At 67.1% G+C, this 18,446-nt stretch carries 16 protein-coding genes; 13 read left to right on the top strand and 3 right to left on the bottom strand.

Features of this window, described 5'->3' with window-relative positions; genetic code table 11:
• Positions 1-254 precede the first annotated feature (254 nt).
• Genes TVB01_RS09885 through TVB01_RS09865 form a run of 5 tightly spaced genes read left to right on the top strand, consistent with a single transcriptional unit; the run spans position 255 to position 6,391 of the window.
• The gene (locus tag TVB01_RS09885) at positions 255-1,988 is read left to right on the top strand and encodes an amidohydrolase (protein ID WP_422455722.1); all 1,734 of its coding nucleotides are present in this window, start codon (positions 255-257) and stop codon (positions 1,986-1,988) included.
• On the top strand, positions 1,988-3,430 hold the full coding sequence (locus TVB01_RS09880) for an NAD(P)/FAD-dependent oxidoreductase (RefSeq protein WP_422455725.1): 1,443 nt from the start codon (positions 1,988-1,990) through the stop codon (positions 3,428-3,430). The genes TVB01_RS09885 and TVB01_RS09880 overlap by 1 nt, the downstream gene beginning before the upstream one ends.
• On the top strand, positions 3,427-3,804 hold the full coding sequence (locus TVB01_RS09875; protein ID WP_422455721.1) for a cupin domain-containing protein: 378 nt from the start codon (positions 3,427-3,429) through the stop codon (positions 3,802-3,804). Before TVB01_RS09880 ends, TVB01_RS09875 begins: the two co-directional genes overlap by 4 nt.
• 47 nt (positions 3,805-3,851) lie before the next feature.
• Positions 3,852-5,345, top strand: coding sequence for a gamma-aminobutyraldehyde dehydrogenase (locus TVB01_RS09870; protein ID WP_422455720.1), 1,494 nt, complete (start codon positions 3,852-3,854; stop codon positions 5,343-5,345).
• Positions 5,346-5,383: 38 nt separating this feature from the next.
• Positions 5,384-6,391: a nitrilase-related carbon-nitrogen hydrolase gene (locus tag TVB01_RS09865; protein ID WP_422455719.1), complete on the top strand. Its 1,008-nt coding sequence runs from the start codon at positions 5,384-5,386 to the stop codon at positions 6,389-6,391.
• Here TVB01_RS09865 and TVB01_RS09860 read toward each other — a convergent pair.
• From TVB01_RS09860 to TVB01_RS09850, 3 genes are all read right to left on the bottom strand, one after another.
• Positions 6,388-7,350, bottom strand: coding sequence for an L-lactate dehydrogenase (locus tag TVB01_RS09860; protein WP_422455718.1), 963 nt, complete (start codon positions 7,348-7,350; stop codon positions 6,388-6,390). The two genes, TVB01_RS09865 and TVB01_RS09860, sit on opposite strands and share 4 nt — an antisense overlap.
• 89 nt (positions 7,351-7,439) lie before the next feature.
• Positions 7,440-8,129: a GntR family transcriptional regulator gene (locus TVB01_RS09855; protein ID WP_422455717.1), complete on the bottom strand. Its 690-nt coding sequence runs from the start codon at positions 8,127-8,129 to the stop codon at positions 7,440-7,442.
• A complete protein-coding gene (locus tag TVB01_RS09850) occupies positions 8,113-9,924 on the bottom strand; it encodes a gamma-glutamyltransferase family protein (RefSeq protein WP_422455724.1) in 1,812 nt (603 codons plus the stop codon). Before TVB01_RS09850 ends, TVB01_RS09855 begins: the two co-directional genes overlap by 17 nt.
• A 123-nt stretch (positions 9,925-10,047) precedes the next feature.
• Here TVB01_RS09850 and TVB01_RS09845 point away from each other — a divergent pair, with 123 nt between their 5' ends.
• From TVB01_RS09845 to TVB01_RS09810, 8 genes are all read left to right on the top strand, one after another.
• Positions 10,048-10,746 (top strand): YoaK family protein, encoded by a 699-nt coding sequence (locus tag TVB01_RS09845; RefSeq protein ID WP_422455716.1) that lies wholly within the window; start codon positions 10,048-10,050, stop codon positions 10,744-10,746.
• Between the two features lie 108 nt (positions 10,747-10,854).
• A complete protein-coding gene (locus tag TVB01_RS09840; RefSeq protein WP_422455715.1) occupies positions 10,855-11,394 on the top strand; it encodes a GNAT family N-acetyltransferase in 540 nt (179 codons plus the stop codon).
• A 187-nt stretch (positions 11,395-11,581) separates the two neighbouring features.
• Positions 11,582-13,321, top strand: a complete 1,740-nt coding sequence (locus TVB01_RS09835; protein WP_422455714.1) for an L-lactate permease — start codon at positions 11,582-11,584, stop codon at positions 13,319-13,321.
• 189 nt (positions 13,322-13,510) lie between these two features.
• Positions 13,511-14,770: an urea ABC transporter substrate-binding protein gene (gene urtA / locus TVB01_RS09830; protein WP_422455713.1), complete on the top strand. Its 1,260-nt coding sequence runs from the start codon at positions 13,511-13,513 to the stop codon at positions 14,768-14,770.
• Between the two features lie 114 nt (positions 14,771-14,884).
• Complete coding sequence (gene urtB / locus TVB01_RS09825; protein WP_422455712.1) at positions 14,885-15,769, top strand: urea ABC transporter permease subunit UrtB; 885 nt, start codon at positions 14,885-14,887, stop codon at positions 15,767-15,769.
• Positions 15,766-16,929: an urea ABC transporter permease subunit UrtC gene (urtC, locus tag TVB01_RS09820; protein ID WP_422455711.1), complete on the top strand. Its 1,164-nt coding sequence runs from the start codon at positions 15,766-15,768 to the stop codon at positions 16,927-16,929. The genes urtB and urtC overlap by 4 nt, the downstream gene beginning before the upstream one ends.
• On the top strand, positions 16,926-17,753 hold the full coding sequence (gene urtD / locus TVB01_RS09815) for an urea ABC transporter ATP-binding protein UrtD (protein ID WP_422455710.1): 828 nt from the start codon (positions 16,926-16,928) through the stop codon (positions 17,751-17,753). The genes urtC and urtD overlap by 4 nt, the downstream gene beginning before the upstream one ends.
• Positions 17,753-18,445: an ATP-binding cassette domain-containing protein gene (locus TVB01_RS09810; RefSeq protein ID WP_422455709.1), complete on the top strand. Its 693-nt coding sequence runs from the start codon at positions 17,753-17,755 to the stop codon at positions 18,443-18,445. The genes urtD and TVB01_RS09810 overlap by 1 nt, the downstream gene beginning before the upstream one ends.
• The last annotated feature ends 1 nt before the right edge of the window (position 18,446 follow it).

The raw sequence follows: 18,446 nt of genomic DNA, 5'->3' as shown, positions 1-18,446 counted from the left end.
CCCCCAAAAAAACCCCCCCCCCCCCGGCCGGGGGGCCCGGCCGGGCCCCCCGCTGCAGTGCGTCCCGGACCTGCCTGAAACGGGAAAGGCGCCCAGTATTTCCCGCGCGTAAACTCTTTCGGCAACTTCGCCGACACCGTTGACAGAGTCAACGGTCTCCCGTTTTATAGAAGCAGTCTGACGTATGAATGACATTCATTTTATGCTTCTGCGTTCCGGGAAGCACTGGGCTGAAACCCCGGAAAAGACCCCACATGAAATACGAGGTACCCGTGCCAAACGCAGAATGGATTTTCCATTCCGGAACAGTATTTGACGGCAGGCGGCTGGTCCCCGGGGCCAGTGCCGTCGCCGTGTCCGGCGGTATGGTCACCGCCGTGGGCACCGACCAGGAGCTCCGGGCGTGGAGCGGCCCCTCCACCCAGACCGTTGATTTAGCCGGACGGCTGGTTTCCCCCGGCTTCACTGATGCCCACGTCCACGCAGCGTATGCCGGGGTGGAACGCCTGGGCTGCGACCTCGCCGAGCTCAGCGGAGTCCAGGCTTGCCTTGACCGCATTCGCGAGCATGCAGCTCTTCCCCCCGAGCCGGGAAACGACGCCGGCTGGATCACCGGCGGCGGCTGGTATAAGGGGGACTTCCCCGGCGGCTATCCGGGCGCAGACCTCCTCGACGCCGTCGTTCCGGACCGTCCCGTCTACCTCATCAACCGCGACCACCACAGTGCCTGGGTGAACTCCCGGGCACTCGAGCTGGCCGGAATCACGGCTTCCACACCGGACCCCGCGGACGGCAGGATCGAACGGCACGCAGACGGCACCCCGGCAGGGACCCTGCACGAAGGTGCCATGGAGCTTCTCGCCCGCGTCTTGCCCGCGGTCACGGATGCCCAGCTCGAAGCCGGCATCCTCCACGCCCAGGACCATTTGTTTTCAGTCGGCGTCACCGGATGGCAGGAAGCCATCCTGGGGCATTACGGGGGTTATCCCGATGCCTCAGCGGCGTACCGGTCCCTTGCGGCGGCAGGGAAGCTGACAGCCCGTGCCACCGGTGCGCTGTGGGTTCCGCGCAGCACCACACTGGAGACGGTTCCCGCCCTGGTGGAGTCTTTCGTCGAACGGCGGGAGCTGAACGACGCCGCGGGATTCAGCACCCGGAGCGCCAAGATCATGGTCGACGGCGTGCCGGAGAACTGCACCGCGGCCATGCTGGAGGATTATCTGCGGCCCTGTGCCTGCGCCGGCCCGGAGCCGTCCGGAGAGCGCGGGCTGCTCTACCTCTCCCCCGAGGTCCTGCACGCAGTGTCTGCCGCGCTCGACGCAGCCGGGTTCGACCTGCACATGCATGTGATCGGCGACCGCGCGGTGCGCACCGGCCTCGACGCCGTTGCCGCGGCCCGATCGGCAAACCCCGGCAGCGCCGGCCGGCACCACATGGCGCACCTGCAGATCATCCATCCCGACGACGTCGCCCGTTTCGCGGCGCTGGACGTCACCGTCAACGCCCAGGCACTGTGGGCCTGCAATGACGACCAGATGACTGAACTGACTGTCCCCCTCCTGGGCGCCCAGCGTGCAGCCTGGCAGTACCCGTTCGCGGGACTGGCTGCCGCGGATGCCCGGCTGGCCATGGGCTCGGACTGGCCGGTATCCAGCCCGGACCCGTGGCAGGCCATCCATGTCGCCGTCAACCGGGCGCACCCGGACTACCCCGATGCGCCTGCCCTGCTTCCAGACCAGGCGATCAGCCTGCAGGCCGCCCTGGCTGCCTATACCTCGGGTTCGGCCTGGCTGAACCGTTCCCCGGGCGGTGTCCTGGCCCCCGGGGCACCGGCGGACCTTGCCGTCCACTCAGCCAATCCCTTCGACCTGCCGGGCCAGGCTCTCTCCTCGCTGCAGGTGGACCTGGCCATGGTTGCAGGCTCACCTGTTTTTGACCGTGCCGTCACGGCATCCGCATCCCCTCTCCAAAGGATCCCCTCAGCATGATGACCTCCTATGACCTCGCCGAGGTCCAGCTGGACAAAGCCCGCATAGCCCGGGCCCTGGACGGAGCGTCCCGGGACGCCTACTGGCTGGATGATCCCGACCGTCCGGAGCCCCTGCCTGCCCTGGCCGGAGACACCAGCACCGACCTCGCCGTTGTGGGCGGCGGCTACACCGGATTGTGGACTGCCCTGATGGCCAAGGAGCGCGACCCGGAGCGGCGGGTTGTCCTCCTGGAAGGTTCCCGGATCGCCTGGGCTGCGTCCGGGCGCAACGGAGGTTTTTGCGAGTCCTCCCTGACCCACGGCGAATCCAACGGGCTTAAGCACCTGCCGGACGAAGCAGCTCAGCTGGACCGGCTGGGCCGCGAAAACCTGCTCGAAATCGCCCAGGCCGTGGAACGTTACGGCATCGACTGCGGCTTTGAATGGACCGGCAGCCTGTCGGTTGCCACCGAGCAGCACCAGGTGCAGTGGCTCGCCGAAGAAGCGGAAGCAGCCGGGGACAACCCGGATCTGGTGTTCCTGGACCGCGAAGCAGTGCGCAAGGAAGTTGATTCCCCGCTGTACCTCGCCGGCCTCTGGGACCGTAAGAGCACGGCCATGCTGAACCCGGCCCGGCTCGCCTGGGGGCTGCAGCGCGCGGCGCTGGACGCCGGCGTCGAAATCTACGAGCACACTCCCGTGCGCGGCATCGAGAACGCCGGAAGCACCGTTCGGCTCACCACGGAAGGCGGCACGGTCACGGCGGCGCGCGTGGCCCTGGCCACGAATGTGTTTCCGTCCCTGCTCAAGCGGACCCGGCTGCACACCGTTCCGGTCTACGACTACGCCCTCATGACCGACCCGCTGAGTCGGGAGCAGCTCGCCGCCCTCGGCTGGCACAACCGGCAGGGTCTCAGCGACCTGAATAACCGCTTCCACTATTACCGCCTCACCACCGGCAGCGACGGGCGCGAGCGCATCCTGTTCGGCGGTTATGACGCCGTCTACCACTACGGCAGGTCGATGAAGCCCGAATATGAACACCGCGAAGAGACCTATGAACGCCTCGCCGCGCATTTTGCCGCGACGTTCCCGCAGCTGAAGGACCTTGGTTTCAGCCACGCCTGGGGCGGTGCCATCGATACCTGCAGCCGCTTCTTTGCCTTCTTCAGCAGCGCGTACGGCGGCAAGGTTGCCTACACGGCAGGGTTCACGGGCCTGGGGGTCGGTGCCACACGGTTCGGCGCCAACGTCATGCTGGACCTGCTCTCCGGCCAGGAGACGGAGCGGACCCGGCTGCAGATGGTCAAACGCAAACCCCTTCCGTTCCCGCCCGAACCCGTGGCCTGGCTGGGCGTGAAGGTGACGACAGCTGCCATGGTCCGCGCGGACCGCCGGCAGGGACGGCGCGGGCTGTGGCTCAAGGCAATGGACGCCGTCGGCATGGGATTCGACTCATGAGCGCGGTCACCGGGCTGCCCGCAGGCGCACCTGTCCACCCTGATGCCTTCGAGCTGGTGCACGAGCCGGTTCCCGCCGCAGCCGTGGCCGCCGGCACTCCGTCCACGGCTGTCCAGGAGCTCGGCAGCTTTGGCGGAGTGAACCTCGGAGTTTGGGAAATGACCGAAGGCGGGATGTATGACACCGAAGCCGACGAAGTATTCGTGGTGCTCTCCGGCCGTGCCACGGTCCAGTTCCTCTCCCCCGCCGGGTCCGTCGAATCCGTCCAGGAACTCGGACCGCACACCGTGATGCGGCTCGCCGCCGGCACTCGCACCCGGTGGGACGTCGCCTCGACGCTGCGCAAGATCTACCTGACCGCCCCCGGCGGCTGACCCGCACCTGACCTTTACCTTTTCCACCACGATCCATGGAGCACCAAATGCACGAGTTCACCGAAGGCCACCTCTTTATCAACGGCAGCTACCGGCAGGGCCGCGGAGAAGAAGCCACCCGGATCAACCCCGCGACCGGCGAGGCCGCCGAGACGCTGAAGTACGCCAGTGTCCAGGACGTGGAAGACGCCGTTGCTGCCGCCAAGGCGGCCTTTGCCGGCTGGTCGCGGCGCACCCCCGGGGAGCGTTCCGAGGCGATGCTCGCCCTGGCCGCGGAACTGGACAAGCGCTCAGCCGAGCTGGCCGAACTGGAGACCGCGCAGACCGGCAAATCCATCCGCATGTCCACCGAATTCGACGTTCCGGGCACCGTGGACAACGTGTCCTTCTTTGCCGGAGCCGCCCGCCAGCTGCACGGCCTGGCCGCGGGCGAATACGGCGCCGGCGGCACCTCCATGATCCGCCGCGAACCGATCGGAGTGATCGGCTCCATCTCGCCGTGGAACTATCCCCTGCAGATGGCAGGCTGGAAGATCCTCCCGGCGATCGCGGCCGGCAACACGATCGTGCTCAAGCCCAGCGAGCTCACCCCGGCCACATCGCTGCTCTTCGCAGAGGCTGCTGCCGCGGCGGGCATCCCGGACGGGGTCATCAACATCGTCACAGGTTCCGGCCTCGTCGCCGGCGAAGCGCTGGTGACCCATCCGGACGTGGCCATGACCTCCTTCACCGGCTCTACCGCCGTCGGGCGCCGGATCATGGAAATGGCTGCCCGGACGGCCAAGCGGGTGCACCTGGAGCTGGGCGGCAAGGCGCCGTTCCTGGTCTTCGACGACGCCGACGTTGAAGCTGCCGCCCACGGCGCTGTCGCCGGTTCCATCATCAACGGCGGACAGGACTGCACGGCGGCTACCCGTGCCTACGTCCAGGCTCCGCTCTTCGAACAGTTCACGGCACGCGTCGCCGAGCTGATGGACGCCGTCGTTGTAGGGGATCCCACCGATCCGGACACCGACCTCGGCTCGCTGATCAGCCACGCCCACCGGGACAAGGTGGCCGCATTCGTGGACCGTGCCCGGGAGGCCGGAGCCAAAATCCTCGCCGGCGGCGAAGCCCCGGGCGGCGCCCTGGCCGCCGGTGCGTTCTACCGGCCCACACTGGTGACCGGCGCGGCGCAGGACTCCGAAATCGTCCAGGACGAGATCTTCGGACCGGTCCTCACCGCCTTGCCCTTCGAATCCGATGACGAGGGCATTGCCCTGGCCAATGACACTCCCTACGGCCTGGCAGCCTCAGCGTGGACCCGTGACCTGACCCGGTCGCTGCGGGCCAGCGAGGAAATCGCCGCGGGCTGCGTGTGGGTCAACGACCACATCCCGATCGTCTCCGAAATGCCGCACGGCGGTTACAAGGCCTCCGGCTTCGGCAAGGACATGTCAGCTTATTCGCTCGAGGAGTACACCAATATCAAGCACGTCATGATGAGCCGCGATGCTGCCGCCCACAAGGAATGGCAGGACACGGTTTTCCGGGCCCGCTAAGGCGGGCCGCCCACCGTTCCATCTTCCGGAGGTTTCCCATGATTGAGATCACCCGCACCGGTGCGCTGCGCTCGCCGGCGGCCAGCCGGCCCAGCACCAGGCCGGCCCTTCGCGTGGGACTCGTACAGCACCGATGGCAACCTGATCCGGAAGCAGTCAAGGCCGAACTTCGCGACGGCATCGCCCGCGCCGCCGACCAGGGGGCCGCCGTCGTCTTCCTGTCCGAGCTGACGCTCTCGCGCTACCCTGCCGACACCTCACCGGACGGACGGCCGGCGGACGTCGCCGAGGACCTCATGTCCGGCCCGACCTTTGCCTTCGCGGCTGAGGCAGCACGCCGGCACGAAGTGTGTGTGCACGCGTCGCTGTACGAGCGGGCGGACGGACCGGACGGGCGCGGGCTGAACACCTCCATCCTGGTCTCTCCCCAGGGGCAGCTGCTGGCACGCACCCATAAACTCCACATCCCGGTCTCCAGCGGGTACTGCGAGGACCAGTACTTCCGGCCGGGTCCGGCGGGTCCGGATGCCTACAGGGTCTATGCCCCCGCGGAGCTCGACGGCGCGAAGCTGGGGATGCCGGCCTGCTGGGACCAGTGGTTCCCGGAACTGGCCCGGATCTATTCGCTGGGCGGAGCGGAGCTGCTGGCCTATCCGAGCGCCATCGGCTCCGAGCCGGAGTTCCCGGAGCTGGACACCCAGCCGATGTGGCAGAAGGTGATCACGGGCAACGCCGTCGCCAACGGGTTGTTCATGGTGGTTCCGAACCGCTGGGGGGACGAGGGCAACCTGACCTTTTTCGGCTCCTCCTTCATCTGCGATCCCTACGGACGGGTCCTGGTGGAGGCTCCGCGTAATGAGTCAGCCGTGCTGGTTGCTGACCTGGATCTCGACCAGCGCGGCCACTGGCTCTCCCTCTTTCCGTTCCTGGAGAACCGGCGGCCGGAAACCTACGGAGTGCTCACGGCGGAGGCTCCGGGACCAGCGCCGGCTCCATCAGCGGCTCCAGCCGCCGGCATGTCCGTCGACGCCGGGATTCGAGGCTAGATTCCCAGGGCGGCCAGGTTCTGCTGCAGCGTCTCGGCCGAGTCCTGCAGCAGCCCCAGCTCGTGTTCGTCCAGGGGCATCTCGAGCATCTTGTACACGCCCCCGGAACCGACGATCGACGGCAGGGCCAGCGCAACACCTGAGAGTCCGTACTCGCCGCGCAGCAGTGCGGAGACAGGTAGCACGGCATTCTCGGCCTGGAAGACGGCCTCGACGATCCGCACCGCGGCCAGGCCGATCGCGTAGTTCGTGGCGCCCTTTCCTTCGATCACCTTGTAGGCCGCGTTCACGACGTCGTCAGTAATGGCGGCCAGGAGTTCATCGGTGAAGACCTGCCGCCCGCTGATCTTCCAGTCGCGGATCGGAACCGGCCCGATACTGGCGGTGGACCACACCGGAAACTCGGAGTCTCCGTGTTCGCCGATGATCGTGGCGTGCACGCTCGTCATCAGCACGTGGGCTGACCGGGCCAGCAGCAGGCGCAGCCGCGACGTGTCGAGGACCGTTCCCGAAGAGAAGATCCTGTTGGGTGGCAGGCCGGTGATCTTTTGGGCAGCGACGGTCAGGACGTCACAGGGATTCGTGACCAGGATGTAGACCGCTTCCGGTGCCTGTTCCATGAGCTGCGGCATCAGTGACTCCATGATCCGCACGTTCGCGGCAGCGAGGTCCAGCCTGCTCTGGCCGGGCTTTTGCCGGGCTCCGGCGGTCACCACAATCACGTCGGATTCGGCCAGGGCCTCGATGTCGCCGCCGCCGGTGACCGTGTTGGCTCCGGTGAACTGGGTGCCGTGCGAGAGGTCCAGCCCTTCGGCCTCGGCCCGCTGACCGTCCAGGTCATAGATGACGATTGTCCGGGCGGCTTCCTTGATGAGTGCGGCGTAGGCGATCGCCGTGCCCACGCTTCCTGCCCCGACAATGCCTAGTTTGGTAACCGGTCGTGTGGTGATGTTGGCCATGACGTGGAGCCTCGCTCACGGTAGGAAGGTTCCCCTACTGGAACTATAAGACGGGCCCGCAGGTGATGGAACGCTCCGCTGCCGGCGCCTCAGGTCCCGGCGCCAAAACGGCCCAGCCAGGACTCCCGGGAGCGGTCGATGTGCCTGGACATCAGCCTTTCCGCCTCGCTGCCGCTTCCGGCGTCCACTGCTGCCAGGATGGGGCGGTGCTCGGGCCAGGACTCCTTGCCCCGGACACCCACATCCGCCGCATAGAGCCATTCGATTTTCCCGGCCAGCTGCCGCAGCAGCGCCTGCAGGGACGCGCTCCCGGCCAATTCGGCGATGCCCAGATGGAAGGCGGCGTTGAGTTCGGCGAGATCCTCCAGCTCGCCTCCCGCCAGCGCGGCATCTCCGGCAGCGAGGATCTCACCGATCCGCCGCCTGGCCTCCCACCACGCGGTGTCCGGTGTGCCGGATGCTGCCTGGCGCGCAGCCCGCTCCGCCGCCCGCCGCGCCGTCGCTGCCTCCACGACGGCCCGCACCGCAAAGAGGTCTCCGGCTTCCTCCGGCTCGAGCCGCGCGACGCGGGAACCTGCATAAGCCCTGGATTCGACGAAACCTTCTGCGGCGAGCACACGCAGCGCTTCACGCACCGGAACCCGCGAACTCCCGTATCTTTCGGCCAGGGCGGCTTCAGTGATTTTCGCTCCCTGCGGGAGTTCCCCGCGGATGATGTCCCGGCGGATGAGGATGCTCAGTGCCGGCGCCTGCCCGCTGTCCCTAGCGGCCGGCGGCATAGCCCTGAGCCCCGCGCGGATTCGCGGCCGCCATCAGCACGCCGGATTCCGGATCCCGCACGACGGCGGAGAGCCGTCCCAGCGACCAGTCCCCCGCCCGCGTGATGACGTGACCGCGTTCGGCGAGCGCGGCAATCGTCTCCTCGCCCAGCCGGTCCTCGACCACCGCGCCCGCCGGAGTCCAGGTCCGCGGCCAGAACGATCCGGGGAAGGACGTGGTGTGGAACGCCGGAGCATCGATGGCCTGCTGCGGCGTGTAACCGCCAACGATCGTGCGCAGCAGGTAGAGCAGCTGCCACTGGTCCTGCTGATCTCCGCCCGGAGACCCGAGCGCGGCCACCGGCATCCCGCCCTTCAGGACCAGCGTCGGGGTGAGGGTGGTACGCGGACGCTTGCCGGGCTGCAGCGTGGAAGGCCCTCCGTCCTCCAGCCAGGTCATCTGCAGCCGGGTACCCAGGCAGAACCCCAGTTCCGGGATCGTCGGTGAGGACTGGAGCCAGCCTCCGGAGGGCGTCACGGACACCATGTTGCCCCAGCGATCCACCACGTCCACATGGCAGGTATCTCCCCGCGTTTCCCCTGTGGCCGAGACCGTCGGTTCCCCCGTTCCGGCAGCGGTTCCGGCTGCCCCGGCCAGCGCCGGCGGCACGTAATCAGTGCGCAGCGGCGGCGAGAACGGGGTGTGCCCGGGAACGGATCCCGGACGGAACTCCGTCGACGCCTTGTCAGTGATGAGCGCCCGGCGGGTTGCGGCGTACTCCTCGCTCAGCAGGTAGGCCAGCGGAACCTCGCTGTCACCGTAGTAGGCCTCCCGGTCGGCGATGGCCAGCTTCTGGGCCTCCAGGATGGTGTGCACGCCCCGTTCCGTGGAAGGGTCCAGGTCCTCGTCCCCGAACCCGTCCAGGATGGCGAGGGTCTGCAGCAGGGCCGGGCCCTGGCCCCAGGGGCCGGTCTTGGCAATGGTGTACCCGCGGAACTCGAAGGTCACTGCCGGTTCGTATCCCGCTTGCGAAGCGGCAAAGTCAGCCTCCGTCAGGACCCCGGCGTGGTCCGTACCCGAGGAATGCCTGTGCGGCTGGGAGGCAAAGGCCGCTGCTGCCTTGGCGACGAACCCTTCGCTCCATTCGCGCCGGGCGGCCTCAATCCGTTCGCTGCGTGTCGCGAGCCCCTCCCCGGCCGCTGCCAGCCGGTCCAGCACGGCGGCATAGGCAGGATTGGCTATTAGTTCGCCTTCGGCCGGCGGCTCGCCCTCCGGCATCCACAGCTGCGCGGAGGTTGGCCAATGTTCGGTAAAGAGTCCGGCTACCTGTTCGATGGTCCTGCCGACCTGGGCCAGCACGGGATGCCCGTTCCTGGCATAGCCGGCGGCGTACTCCAGGACAGCGGAGAGCTCCCAGGTCCCATGATCGCGGAGCAGGATCAGCCAGGCGTCGACGGCGGCCGGGACTGCCGCGGCAAGGGCACCTGATCCCGGAACGAGCTCGAGCCCAACGGACAGGTAATGTTCGCGGGTAGCTGCCGCCGGCGCAGGACCCTGTCCCATCAGGACAACGGGCTCGGCCGGGTTCTCTGCCGTGGCAAAGACGCCGGTCAGGTCCCCGCCCGGTCCGTTCAGGTGCGGCTCGACGACATGGAGGACAAAGCCGGCGGCAGCAGCGGCGTCGAACGCGTTCCCGCCGCGCTCGAGCACGGACTGCGCGGCAGCCGTGGCCAGCCAGTGGGTGGAAGCGCTCATCCCGAAGGTGCCCCGCAGGGTGGGCCTGGTGGTGAAGGTGCCGGGTGCGGTGAAGGACATGGCTTCGCTTTCGTTGAATACGGCGGCGGTGATCCGGCGTGTTGTCACTTCAAATTGAATACAAAACGCACGCTCGGACCGGTTTCGTATACATTAGGCGGAATGACCGGGGAAGGGAAGCCGATGAAACGCCTCAATGCCGTGCCTACCGAGCGGGTGCATCTGTGGTTGATGCTGGCGCTGACCTTCTCCACCGGCGTGATCGACGCCGTCGGCTACCTGGGACTCGACAGGGTATTCACCGGCAACATGACCGGCAACGTCGTCCTCCTGGGCATGGCCTTCGCCGGCGGCGCCGACCTTCCGGTCCTCCGCCCCGCGCTGGCGCTCATCTTTTTCATGCTCGGCGCCGCGCTTGCCGGCCGGATGCTCCGGCGCGGTCCGGAAGGGTGGTCCTGGCGGGTGTCCGCGGCCCTGATGGCGGTGGCGGGCTGGCTTTTCCTGCTGGCAGTTTTCACCGGCTTCGTCGACGTTCAGGCTGACGACGTCCTGGGCAGCCTCACCACCTCTTCCATGGCAACTGCGATGGGTATCCAGGCCGCGACGGCCAAGCGCCTCAAGGTCGCAGAAATCACCACAGTGGTGGTCACCTCCACGATCACCGGCCTGGCTTCCGACTCCCGCCTTGCCGGCGGTGACAGCACATTCTGGGCACGGCGGGCACTGGCGATCGCCCTGATCCTGGCCGGAGCCGTCGCCGGCGCGGCCGCACTGAACGTGGGCGTGTGGTTTGGCCTCGGCATTTCCGCCGTGATCTCCACTGCCGCCGCCGTGATGGGCTACGTGCGGCACCACCGCGAGCTCCGCGCCCTCCCCTCCTAATCCCACGAGATGGCAGAAACTGCCCGAATAGGGCCTCTAAAGAGCAGTTTCTGCCATCTCGGTGAAGGAACGCTGTCACAGGGGGCACGCGGGACTACAGTTGTCCCCATGCTGGAGCAGAATGCCAGGGACTGGTCTCCCGTCAGCACCCAGCGCCTGCTGCTTCGCAGGCCGCTGGCACAGGATGAAGAAGCCGCCGTTGACCTGCACACGGATCCACGCACCAACGTCCACCACCCGGTGCCGGCCAGCGTCACTCGGGCTTCCTCGGCGCGGACCTTCCACGAGATCCGGCAGCACTGGTACCGCCACGGCTTCGGGGTCTGGGTGGTGGTGGACCCCGCCGAACCGGAAAACCTCATCGGCTTCACCGGTGTCTCCCACCGCATTATCCGCGGACGCCCGGCACTGAACCTCTACTACCGCTACCGGCCCGAGGTCTGGGGGCAGGGACTGGCCACCGAGGGTGCACTCGTGGCTGTCCGGATGGCGGAAACGCTGCTGCCCGGCCTGCCTGTGGTCGCCTATACATCCGTGGACAATATTGGTTCCCAGCGCACCGCATTGGCCGCCGGCCTGGAACGCCGGGAGGACCTGGATGTGGACCGCGGCGCCTATCTGGACCTGTACCTGGCCAAGGGCTGGTAGTTCAGGCAGCACCGCTAAATGGTCCGCCCACCCCTAAAAGCGGCCGGCGGGACCGCCGAACTTCCTTCACCGGCCTACTCTGGAAACACCGGCTTTTTCCGTTCCGCTGCCGCGGCTGCCTCCGTTCCCGCCGGTCCCGCCGTTTACGGCCGGCCGCCAACGGAAGCCCCGGGTATGGAGGGCTCTCATGGAAAGCTTCACCCCCACCACGGATCCCATTGGCCAGAGCGTGGCGCTTTCCGCCCTGCTGGCCCTGGTTCCACTGCTTGTCTTCTTCCTCCTGCTGGCCTTTGCGAAGGCGAAGGCTTACGTGGCAGGGGCGTGCGCACTGCTGGCGGCACTGGTGATCGCCGTCGCCGGGTTCGGCATGCCCGCCGGACTGGCCCTGCTCTCCGGCACCCAGGGAGCGGCATTCGGCTTGTTCCCGGTGGTGTGGATCATCGTGATGGCTGTCTGGCTCTATGAGGTCACGGTGCGCAGCGGCCGGTTCGAAGACCTCCGCCGGGTGTTCGACGCCGTGGGCGGCGGTGACCTGCGGGTCCAGGCCATCCTGGTGGCATTCTGTTTTGGCGGGCTCCTTGAAGCACTGGCCGGGTTCGGTGCACCCGTGGCCATCACCGTGACCATGCTGCTGGCGCTCGGAATCGCACCGGTCCGCGCGGCCACCGCCGTGCTGATCGCCAATACAGCTCCGGTCGCTTTCGGCGCACTCGCCATCCCCATCACGACTGCTGCGAACCTGACCAGTTACTCGGGCGAGGAACTCGCTGCCGTCGTCGGCCGCCAGACCCCGCTGCTGGCCTTCGTCATCCCGGTGATCCTGCTCTTCATCCTCGACGGAAGGCGCGGGGTGCGGGACTGCTGGCCGGTGGCCCTGTTCACCGGCGTCGTCTTCTCCGTGATGCAGTTCCTGTGCTCCAACTACTTTTCCTACGAGCTGACAGACATCGTTGCCTCGCTGGTCGCGATGGTGGGCGCCGTCGCATTCCTGCGGTTCTGGCATCCGTCCGGCGGGCGCGAAGCGGCGAGCCGCATGCAGGGTGAACTGGCTACCGCCCGGGCGGGCGGCTGGACACCGGCCGCCGGCGGCGGAGAAACCGACATCGGCAGCGCGGCGACGGACACTGCCCACGACCGCCTGACGCCGTCGCGCGCCTGGATGGCACTGTTTCCCTACGTCCTGGTGATCGTCATTTTCGGGTTCGTGAACCTGTGGACCCTGGGAATCGATGTTCCCGCGGCCCTGGCCAAAACGAACATCGAGATCCCCTGGCCGTGGCTGCATGAGGCACTGCTGGATGCCAACGGCCAGCCGCAGTCCTCAACGGTCTACAACTTCGAGTGGCTGGTCAGCCCCGGGACCTTGCTGCTGATCAGCGGCCTGATTGTGGCTGCGGTCTATTCCCGGTTCGACGACGGCGGGCGCTACCAGCTCACCGTTGGCGGTGCGGTGCAGGAGATCTGGCTGACTGCCAAGCGGCTGCGGTCCGCAGCACTGACCATCGTGCTGATCCTGGCGCTGGCGTACGTCATGAACTTTTCCGGCCAGACCATCTCGATCGGCACCTGGCTGGCGGCGACGGGCGCGTTCTTCGCCTTCCTCTCCCCCGTGCTGGGCTGGATCGGCACGGCCGTCACGGGTTCGGACACCTCCGCCAACGCCCTGTTCGCCAAACTGCAGGAGACCGCCGGCGCCGCTGCCGGGCTGGACCCCAAGCTCATGGTTGCCGCGAATACCGGCGGCGGCGTGATGGGCAAGCTCATTTCGCCGCAGAACCTGGCCATCGCCGCCGCGGCCGTGAACATGAGCGGGCAGGAATCCGTCCTGTTCCGAAAAGTCTTCGGCTGGAGCGTCGGACTGCTGCTGGTGCTCTGCGTGATCGTCTTCCTGCAGTCCACGCCGGTCCTGGGCTGGATGATTCCCTAGCAGTTCCTGCCCTGCCGGCGGTGTGGGAACAGCTGCGGAAACGCGGCCGAAACGGGAGCCCGAAGACGAAATAACACCGAAACCCGGGCGCCCGGAACCCGAAACATGAGTCCCCTAGGTTGATGCTGCATAAGCCGTCCAACCGTCTGCGCTGCTGGTACAGCGCAGCATCAACGAAACAGGTGCTCCGTGAAATCGATTGCGCTCCAACGAGCTTTGATCCCGTTTGCAGCTGCGGCCGTGGTGGCGACCATGTCCGGCTGTGGTTCCCAGATCAGCGAATCCGAGGCCGACACCGTAAGCAGCAGTGCCGCGTCCTGCGTGGACACCTCCGGGGACAGCATCAAGATCGGGTTCCTGAACTCGCTCTCGGGAACCATGGCAATCTCCGAAAGCACCGTTTTCGATTCCCTGTCACTGGCCGCCGAGGAGATCAATGCCGACGGCGGCGTCCTGGGCAAGCAGCTGGAAGTCATCAGCGAAGACGGCGCGTCCGAACCGACCAAGTTCGCTGAGCGGGCGGCCAAGCTGATCCAGCAGGACTGCACCGCGGCAGTCTTCGGCGGCTGGACGTCGTCCTCCCGCAAGGCGATGCTCCCGGTGTTTGAATCCAACGACGCCCTGCTCTTCTACCCGGTGCAGTACGAGGGCCTGGAGTCCTCCGACAACATCTTCTACACCGGCGCCACGACCAACCAGCAGATCATCCCGGCCCTGGACTACCTGGCCGAGCAGGGCACCAAGACCCTGTTCCTGGTCGGCAGCGATTACGTCTTCCCGCGCACCGCCAACAAGATCATCAACGCCTACGCCGAGGCCCACGGCATGGAGATCGTCGGCGAGGAATACACGCCGCTGGGTTCCACTGAGTTCTCCACGATCGTCAACAAGGTCCGGGACTCGGGCGCGGACGCAGTCTTCAACACCCTCAACGGCGACTCCAACGTGGCCTTCTTCCGCCAGTACACCTCCGTGGGCCTGAGCGCCGACACCATGCCCGTGGTCTCGGTGTCCATCGCCGAAGAAGAAGTTCCCGGCATTGGCCTGGAGAACGTCGAAGGCCAGCTCACCGCCTGGGACTACTACCAGACGCTGGACACACCGGAAAACCAGGCCTTCGTTGCGGCCTTCAAGGAAAAGTACGGGCAGGACCGCGTGACCAGTGACCCGATGGAAGCGGCCTACACCTCCCTGTACCTCTGGAAGGCCATGGTGGAAAAGGCCGGATCCTTCGACGTGGACAAGGTCCAGGACGCGGCCGGCGGCGTGAGTTTCGAAGCGCCTGAAGGCACCGTGACGGTCAACGGCGATAACAACCACATCACCAAGACCCCCCGGATCGGCAAAATCACCTCCGACGGGCTGATCGAGACGGTCTGGGAAGCTCCCGAGGCTGTGGAACCGGACCCGTACCTCGAGAGCTACGACTGGGCTGCCGGCCTCTCCTAAAGCCGGAAACAGGCCCGGCCCGGTTTCCGGTCCGGGCCTGTTTCGCCAGCGGGGCCGCAGCCGCGCGTCCCGTCCTTTGCATCACCGCTCATTCCCCGCGAAAGGTCCACCGGAATGGAACTCCTCATCGGACAGATGTTCGCCGGGCTCAGCCTCGGGTCGGTGCTTCTGCTCGCCGCCCTGGGCCTGTCCCTGACGTTCGGCCAAATGGGCGTCATCAACATGGCGCACGGCGAATTCATCATGGCAGGCGCGTACACCGCGTTTGTGGTGCAGAAGGCCATCGCCGACGCCGGTGCCTCCCTGCTGGTCTCCCTTCCGGTGGCCTTCGTGGTGGGCGGAACAATGGGCCTGGCCCTGGAAGGGCTGCTGCTGAAACGGATGTACCACCGGCCGCTGGACACCCTGCTGGTGACCTTCGGCGTCGCACTGATCCTGCAGCAGGCAGCCCGTGACATCTTCGGCGCCCCCAGCGTCGACGTCCGGGTTCCGGCCTGGCTGCAGGGCAACGTGGAACTGCTGGGAGCACCGATCCCGCTGACCCGCCTGTTCATCCTGGGGCTGGCGCTGGCCTGCCTGGCGGCACTGGCGCTGCTGCTCAAGACAACGCCGCTCGGCCGCCGGATCCGTGCCGTCGTCGTCAACCGGGACCTGGCCGAATCCAGCGGCATCTCCTCCCGCCGCACCGACCAGCTGACGTTCTTCATCGGGTCCGGCCTGGCCGGCATCGCCGGCGTGGCAGTGTCACTGATCGGCTCCACCAGCCCCTACCTCGGCCCGAACTACATTGTGGACGCGTTCCTGGTAGTCGTGGCCGGCGGTATCGGCCAGATCAAGGGAGCCGCGATCGCTGCCTTTACCCTTGGCGTCCTGCAGTCCGTGTTCGAGTTCTCCACCACTGCCAGCATCGGCAAGGTCCTGATCCTGGTGGCCGTGGTCATCTTCCTGCAGCTGCGGCCGCAGGGCATTTTCACCGTCAAGACGAGGAGCCTGGCATGAGGGCAGCTACTACCCGGATCACATCCTTTTTCTCTTCCCGGACCGGGGTCCTCTCCGGTTTCGCCCTCGCCGCGGTGCTCCTGCTCGGCGTGGTGCCGGCCGTCCTGCCCGTGTTCAGCCTCTCCCTCTTCGGGAAGTTCATCTGTTTCGCAATTGTCGCCGTCGGCATTGGCCTGGCCTGGGGCCGCGGCGGGATGCTCACGCTGGGACAGGGCGTGTTCTTCGGGCTGGGCGCCTACATCATGGCCATGCACATGAAACTCGCCGACGCCGCGCTTTTCGGGGGCACCGGTGTTCCCGACTTCATGACCCTTTACGGGACCGGCTCCGTCCCAGGCTGGTGGGAGCCGTTCCGCAGTCCGCTGGTGACGCTCCTCGCGGTGGTCCTCATCCCCGGCTTCGTGGCGGCGGCCCTGGGCCTGGCGATCTTCAAGCGCCGCGTCAAGGGTGCCTACTTCGCTATCCTCAGCCAGGCCCTCGCGGCGGCGTTCGCGGTCTGGCTGATCGGCCAGCAGGCTACGACCGGCGGTTCCAACGGCCTCAGCGGTTTCCGTTCCTTCCTGGGCTTCGACCTCTCCGACCCCGCCAACAAGCGCATGCTCTACCTGCTCGCCGCCGTCGTCCTCCTGCTCTGCGTGGCAGTGGCCCGTCAGCTGATGCACAGCCGGTTCGGGGAACTGCTCATCGCCGTCCGGGACCAGGAAGAACGGGTCCGGTTCCTGGGATACGACCCGGCGACCATCAAGACCGTCATCTACGTCATCGCCGCGGTGATGGCGGGGATCGCAGGAGCGCTGTTCGTGCCTATCGTGGGCATCATTTCGCCGGCAGACGTGGGAGTCGCCCCCTCGATCGCCTTCCTGATCGGAGTCGCGATCGGCGGCCGGGCCACCCTGCTCGGACCCGTGCTGGGCGCGCTGGGCGTTGCCATCGCCCAGTCCTCCCTGGCGTCCTCCTTCCCGTCCTTCTGGGTGTACTTCCAGGGCCTGCTTTTTGTCCTCGTGGTCGGTTTCCTTCCCGGCGGGCTCGCCTCCCTGCCGGCACTCTTCGCCCGGCGCCGGCAGAAACGCGCAAACAACGACGGCGGTGCACCAGCCGCGCCACATGAACCACCGCCCACGGCTCCCACGCCGGCTACCCCATTGGAGCTCCGCGCATGAAGACAGCACCAGCGCCCCAGGCGACCACCCAGCCGCTGCTTCCCGAGGGCGAACCCCAGCCCGGGGGCCGGCGCAGCGGACGGCCGCAGTACCTGGAAATCCGGGACCTGCGCGTCGTATTCGACGGTTTCACCGCCGTCGACGGCGTCAGCCTGGACGTGACGCAGGGCGACCTCCGCTTCCTGATTGGCCCGAACGGTGCAGGCAAGACGACGATCATCGACGCCATCACCGGCCTGGTTCCCGCCACCGGATCCGTGAATCACACCGGAACAGAGATCCTTGGCCGGAAGGTCCACCAGATAGCCAAGCTCGGAGTTGGCCGTACCTTCCAGACCGCCAGCGTCTTCGAGAACCTTTCCGTACTGCAGAACCTGGACATCGCCGCAGGCTCCGGGCGCAAGCCGCTGCAGCTGCTGCGCCGGCGCCGCGGGGTGGAGCCCGCCATCGAAGAGGCGCTGGAAATCATCGGCATGGAACACCTTGCCGGTGCCCAGGCCGGCACGCTGGCGCACGGCCAGAAGCAGTGGCTGGAGATCGGCATGCTGCTGGTCCAGAACTCGGACCTGCTCCTGCTGGACGAACCCATCGCCGGTATGAGCCAGGACGAGCGTGAGCAGACCGGCGAGCTGCTGCGCCGCATCGGCGCCAGCCGCATCACCCTGGTGATCGAACATGACATGGACTTTGTCCGCGAGTACGCCACGTCGGTGACGGTGCTGGCCGGGGGCAGGGTCCTCAGCGAGGGCAGCGTGGCCGAGGTCCAGGCCGACCCGCGGGTACAGGAAGTCTATTTGGGCGCTTCGCCCGCGAAAGGACACTGATGCTGGAAGTCAAGGAGCTCAAAGCCGGGTACGGACGCACCGAAGTCCTGCACGGGGTCAGCCTCACCATCCCGGACGAATCCGTGGCAGCTGTGCTCGGCCACAACGGTGCGGGCAAGACCACCTTGGTGCGCGCAGTCGTCGGCATCATTAAACCGTCAGCGGGATCCATCCTTTTTAACGGCGAGGACATTTCCCGGCTGCCCCCGCACCAGCGCGTGGCACGCGGGTTGGCCTATGTTCCGCAGGGCCAGCAGTCCTTCGGGCCGCTGACCACGCTGGAGAACCTGCGCCTCGTGGCGGACGGGCGCAAGCGCGGTGCGGCCCTGCTGGACGAAGCGCTGGACATGTTCCAGGCCCTGAAGCCGCTGCTTTCCCGGCAGGCCGGGCTGCTTTCGGGCGGCCAGCGCCAGCAGCTCGCCATTGCCCGGGCGCTGATCACCGAACCTTCGCTGCTGATCCTGGACGAACCGACGGAAGGGATTCAGCCCAACGTGGTTGCCGAAATCGAGCAGACCATCATGAACCTGGCGGCCCGGCCCGGGATGCACGTCCTGCTGGTGGAACAGCACATCGGCTTTGCCCTGCAGGCAGCCCATGCCTATTCCGTGCTCGCCGCCGGCCGGGTCAGTTCCTCCGGCGCCGGCGGGAGCGGCGCCGCCGAATCTGTCCGCTCGGCAATGCTGATCTAGC

Source organism: Arthrobacter sp. 7Tela_A1 (genome assembly GCF_049311065.1).
Taxonomy (GTDB): Bacteria; Actinomycetota; Actinomycetes; order Actinomycetales; family Micrococcaceae; genus Arthrobacter_B.
This window is presented reverse-complemented; position numbering and strand designations above follow the sequence as displayed.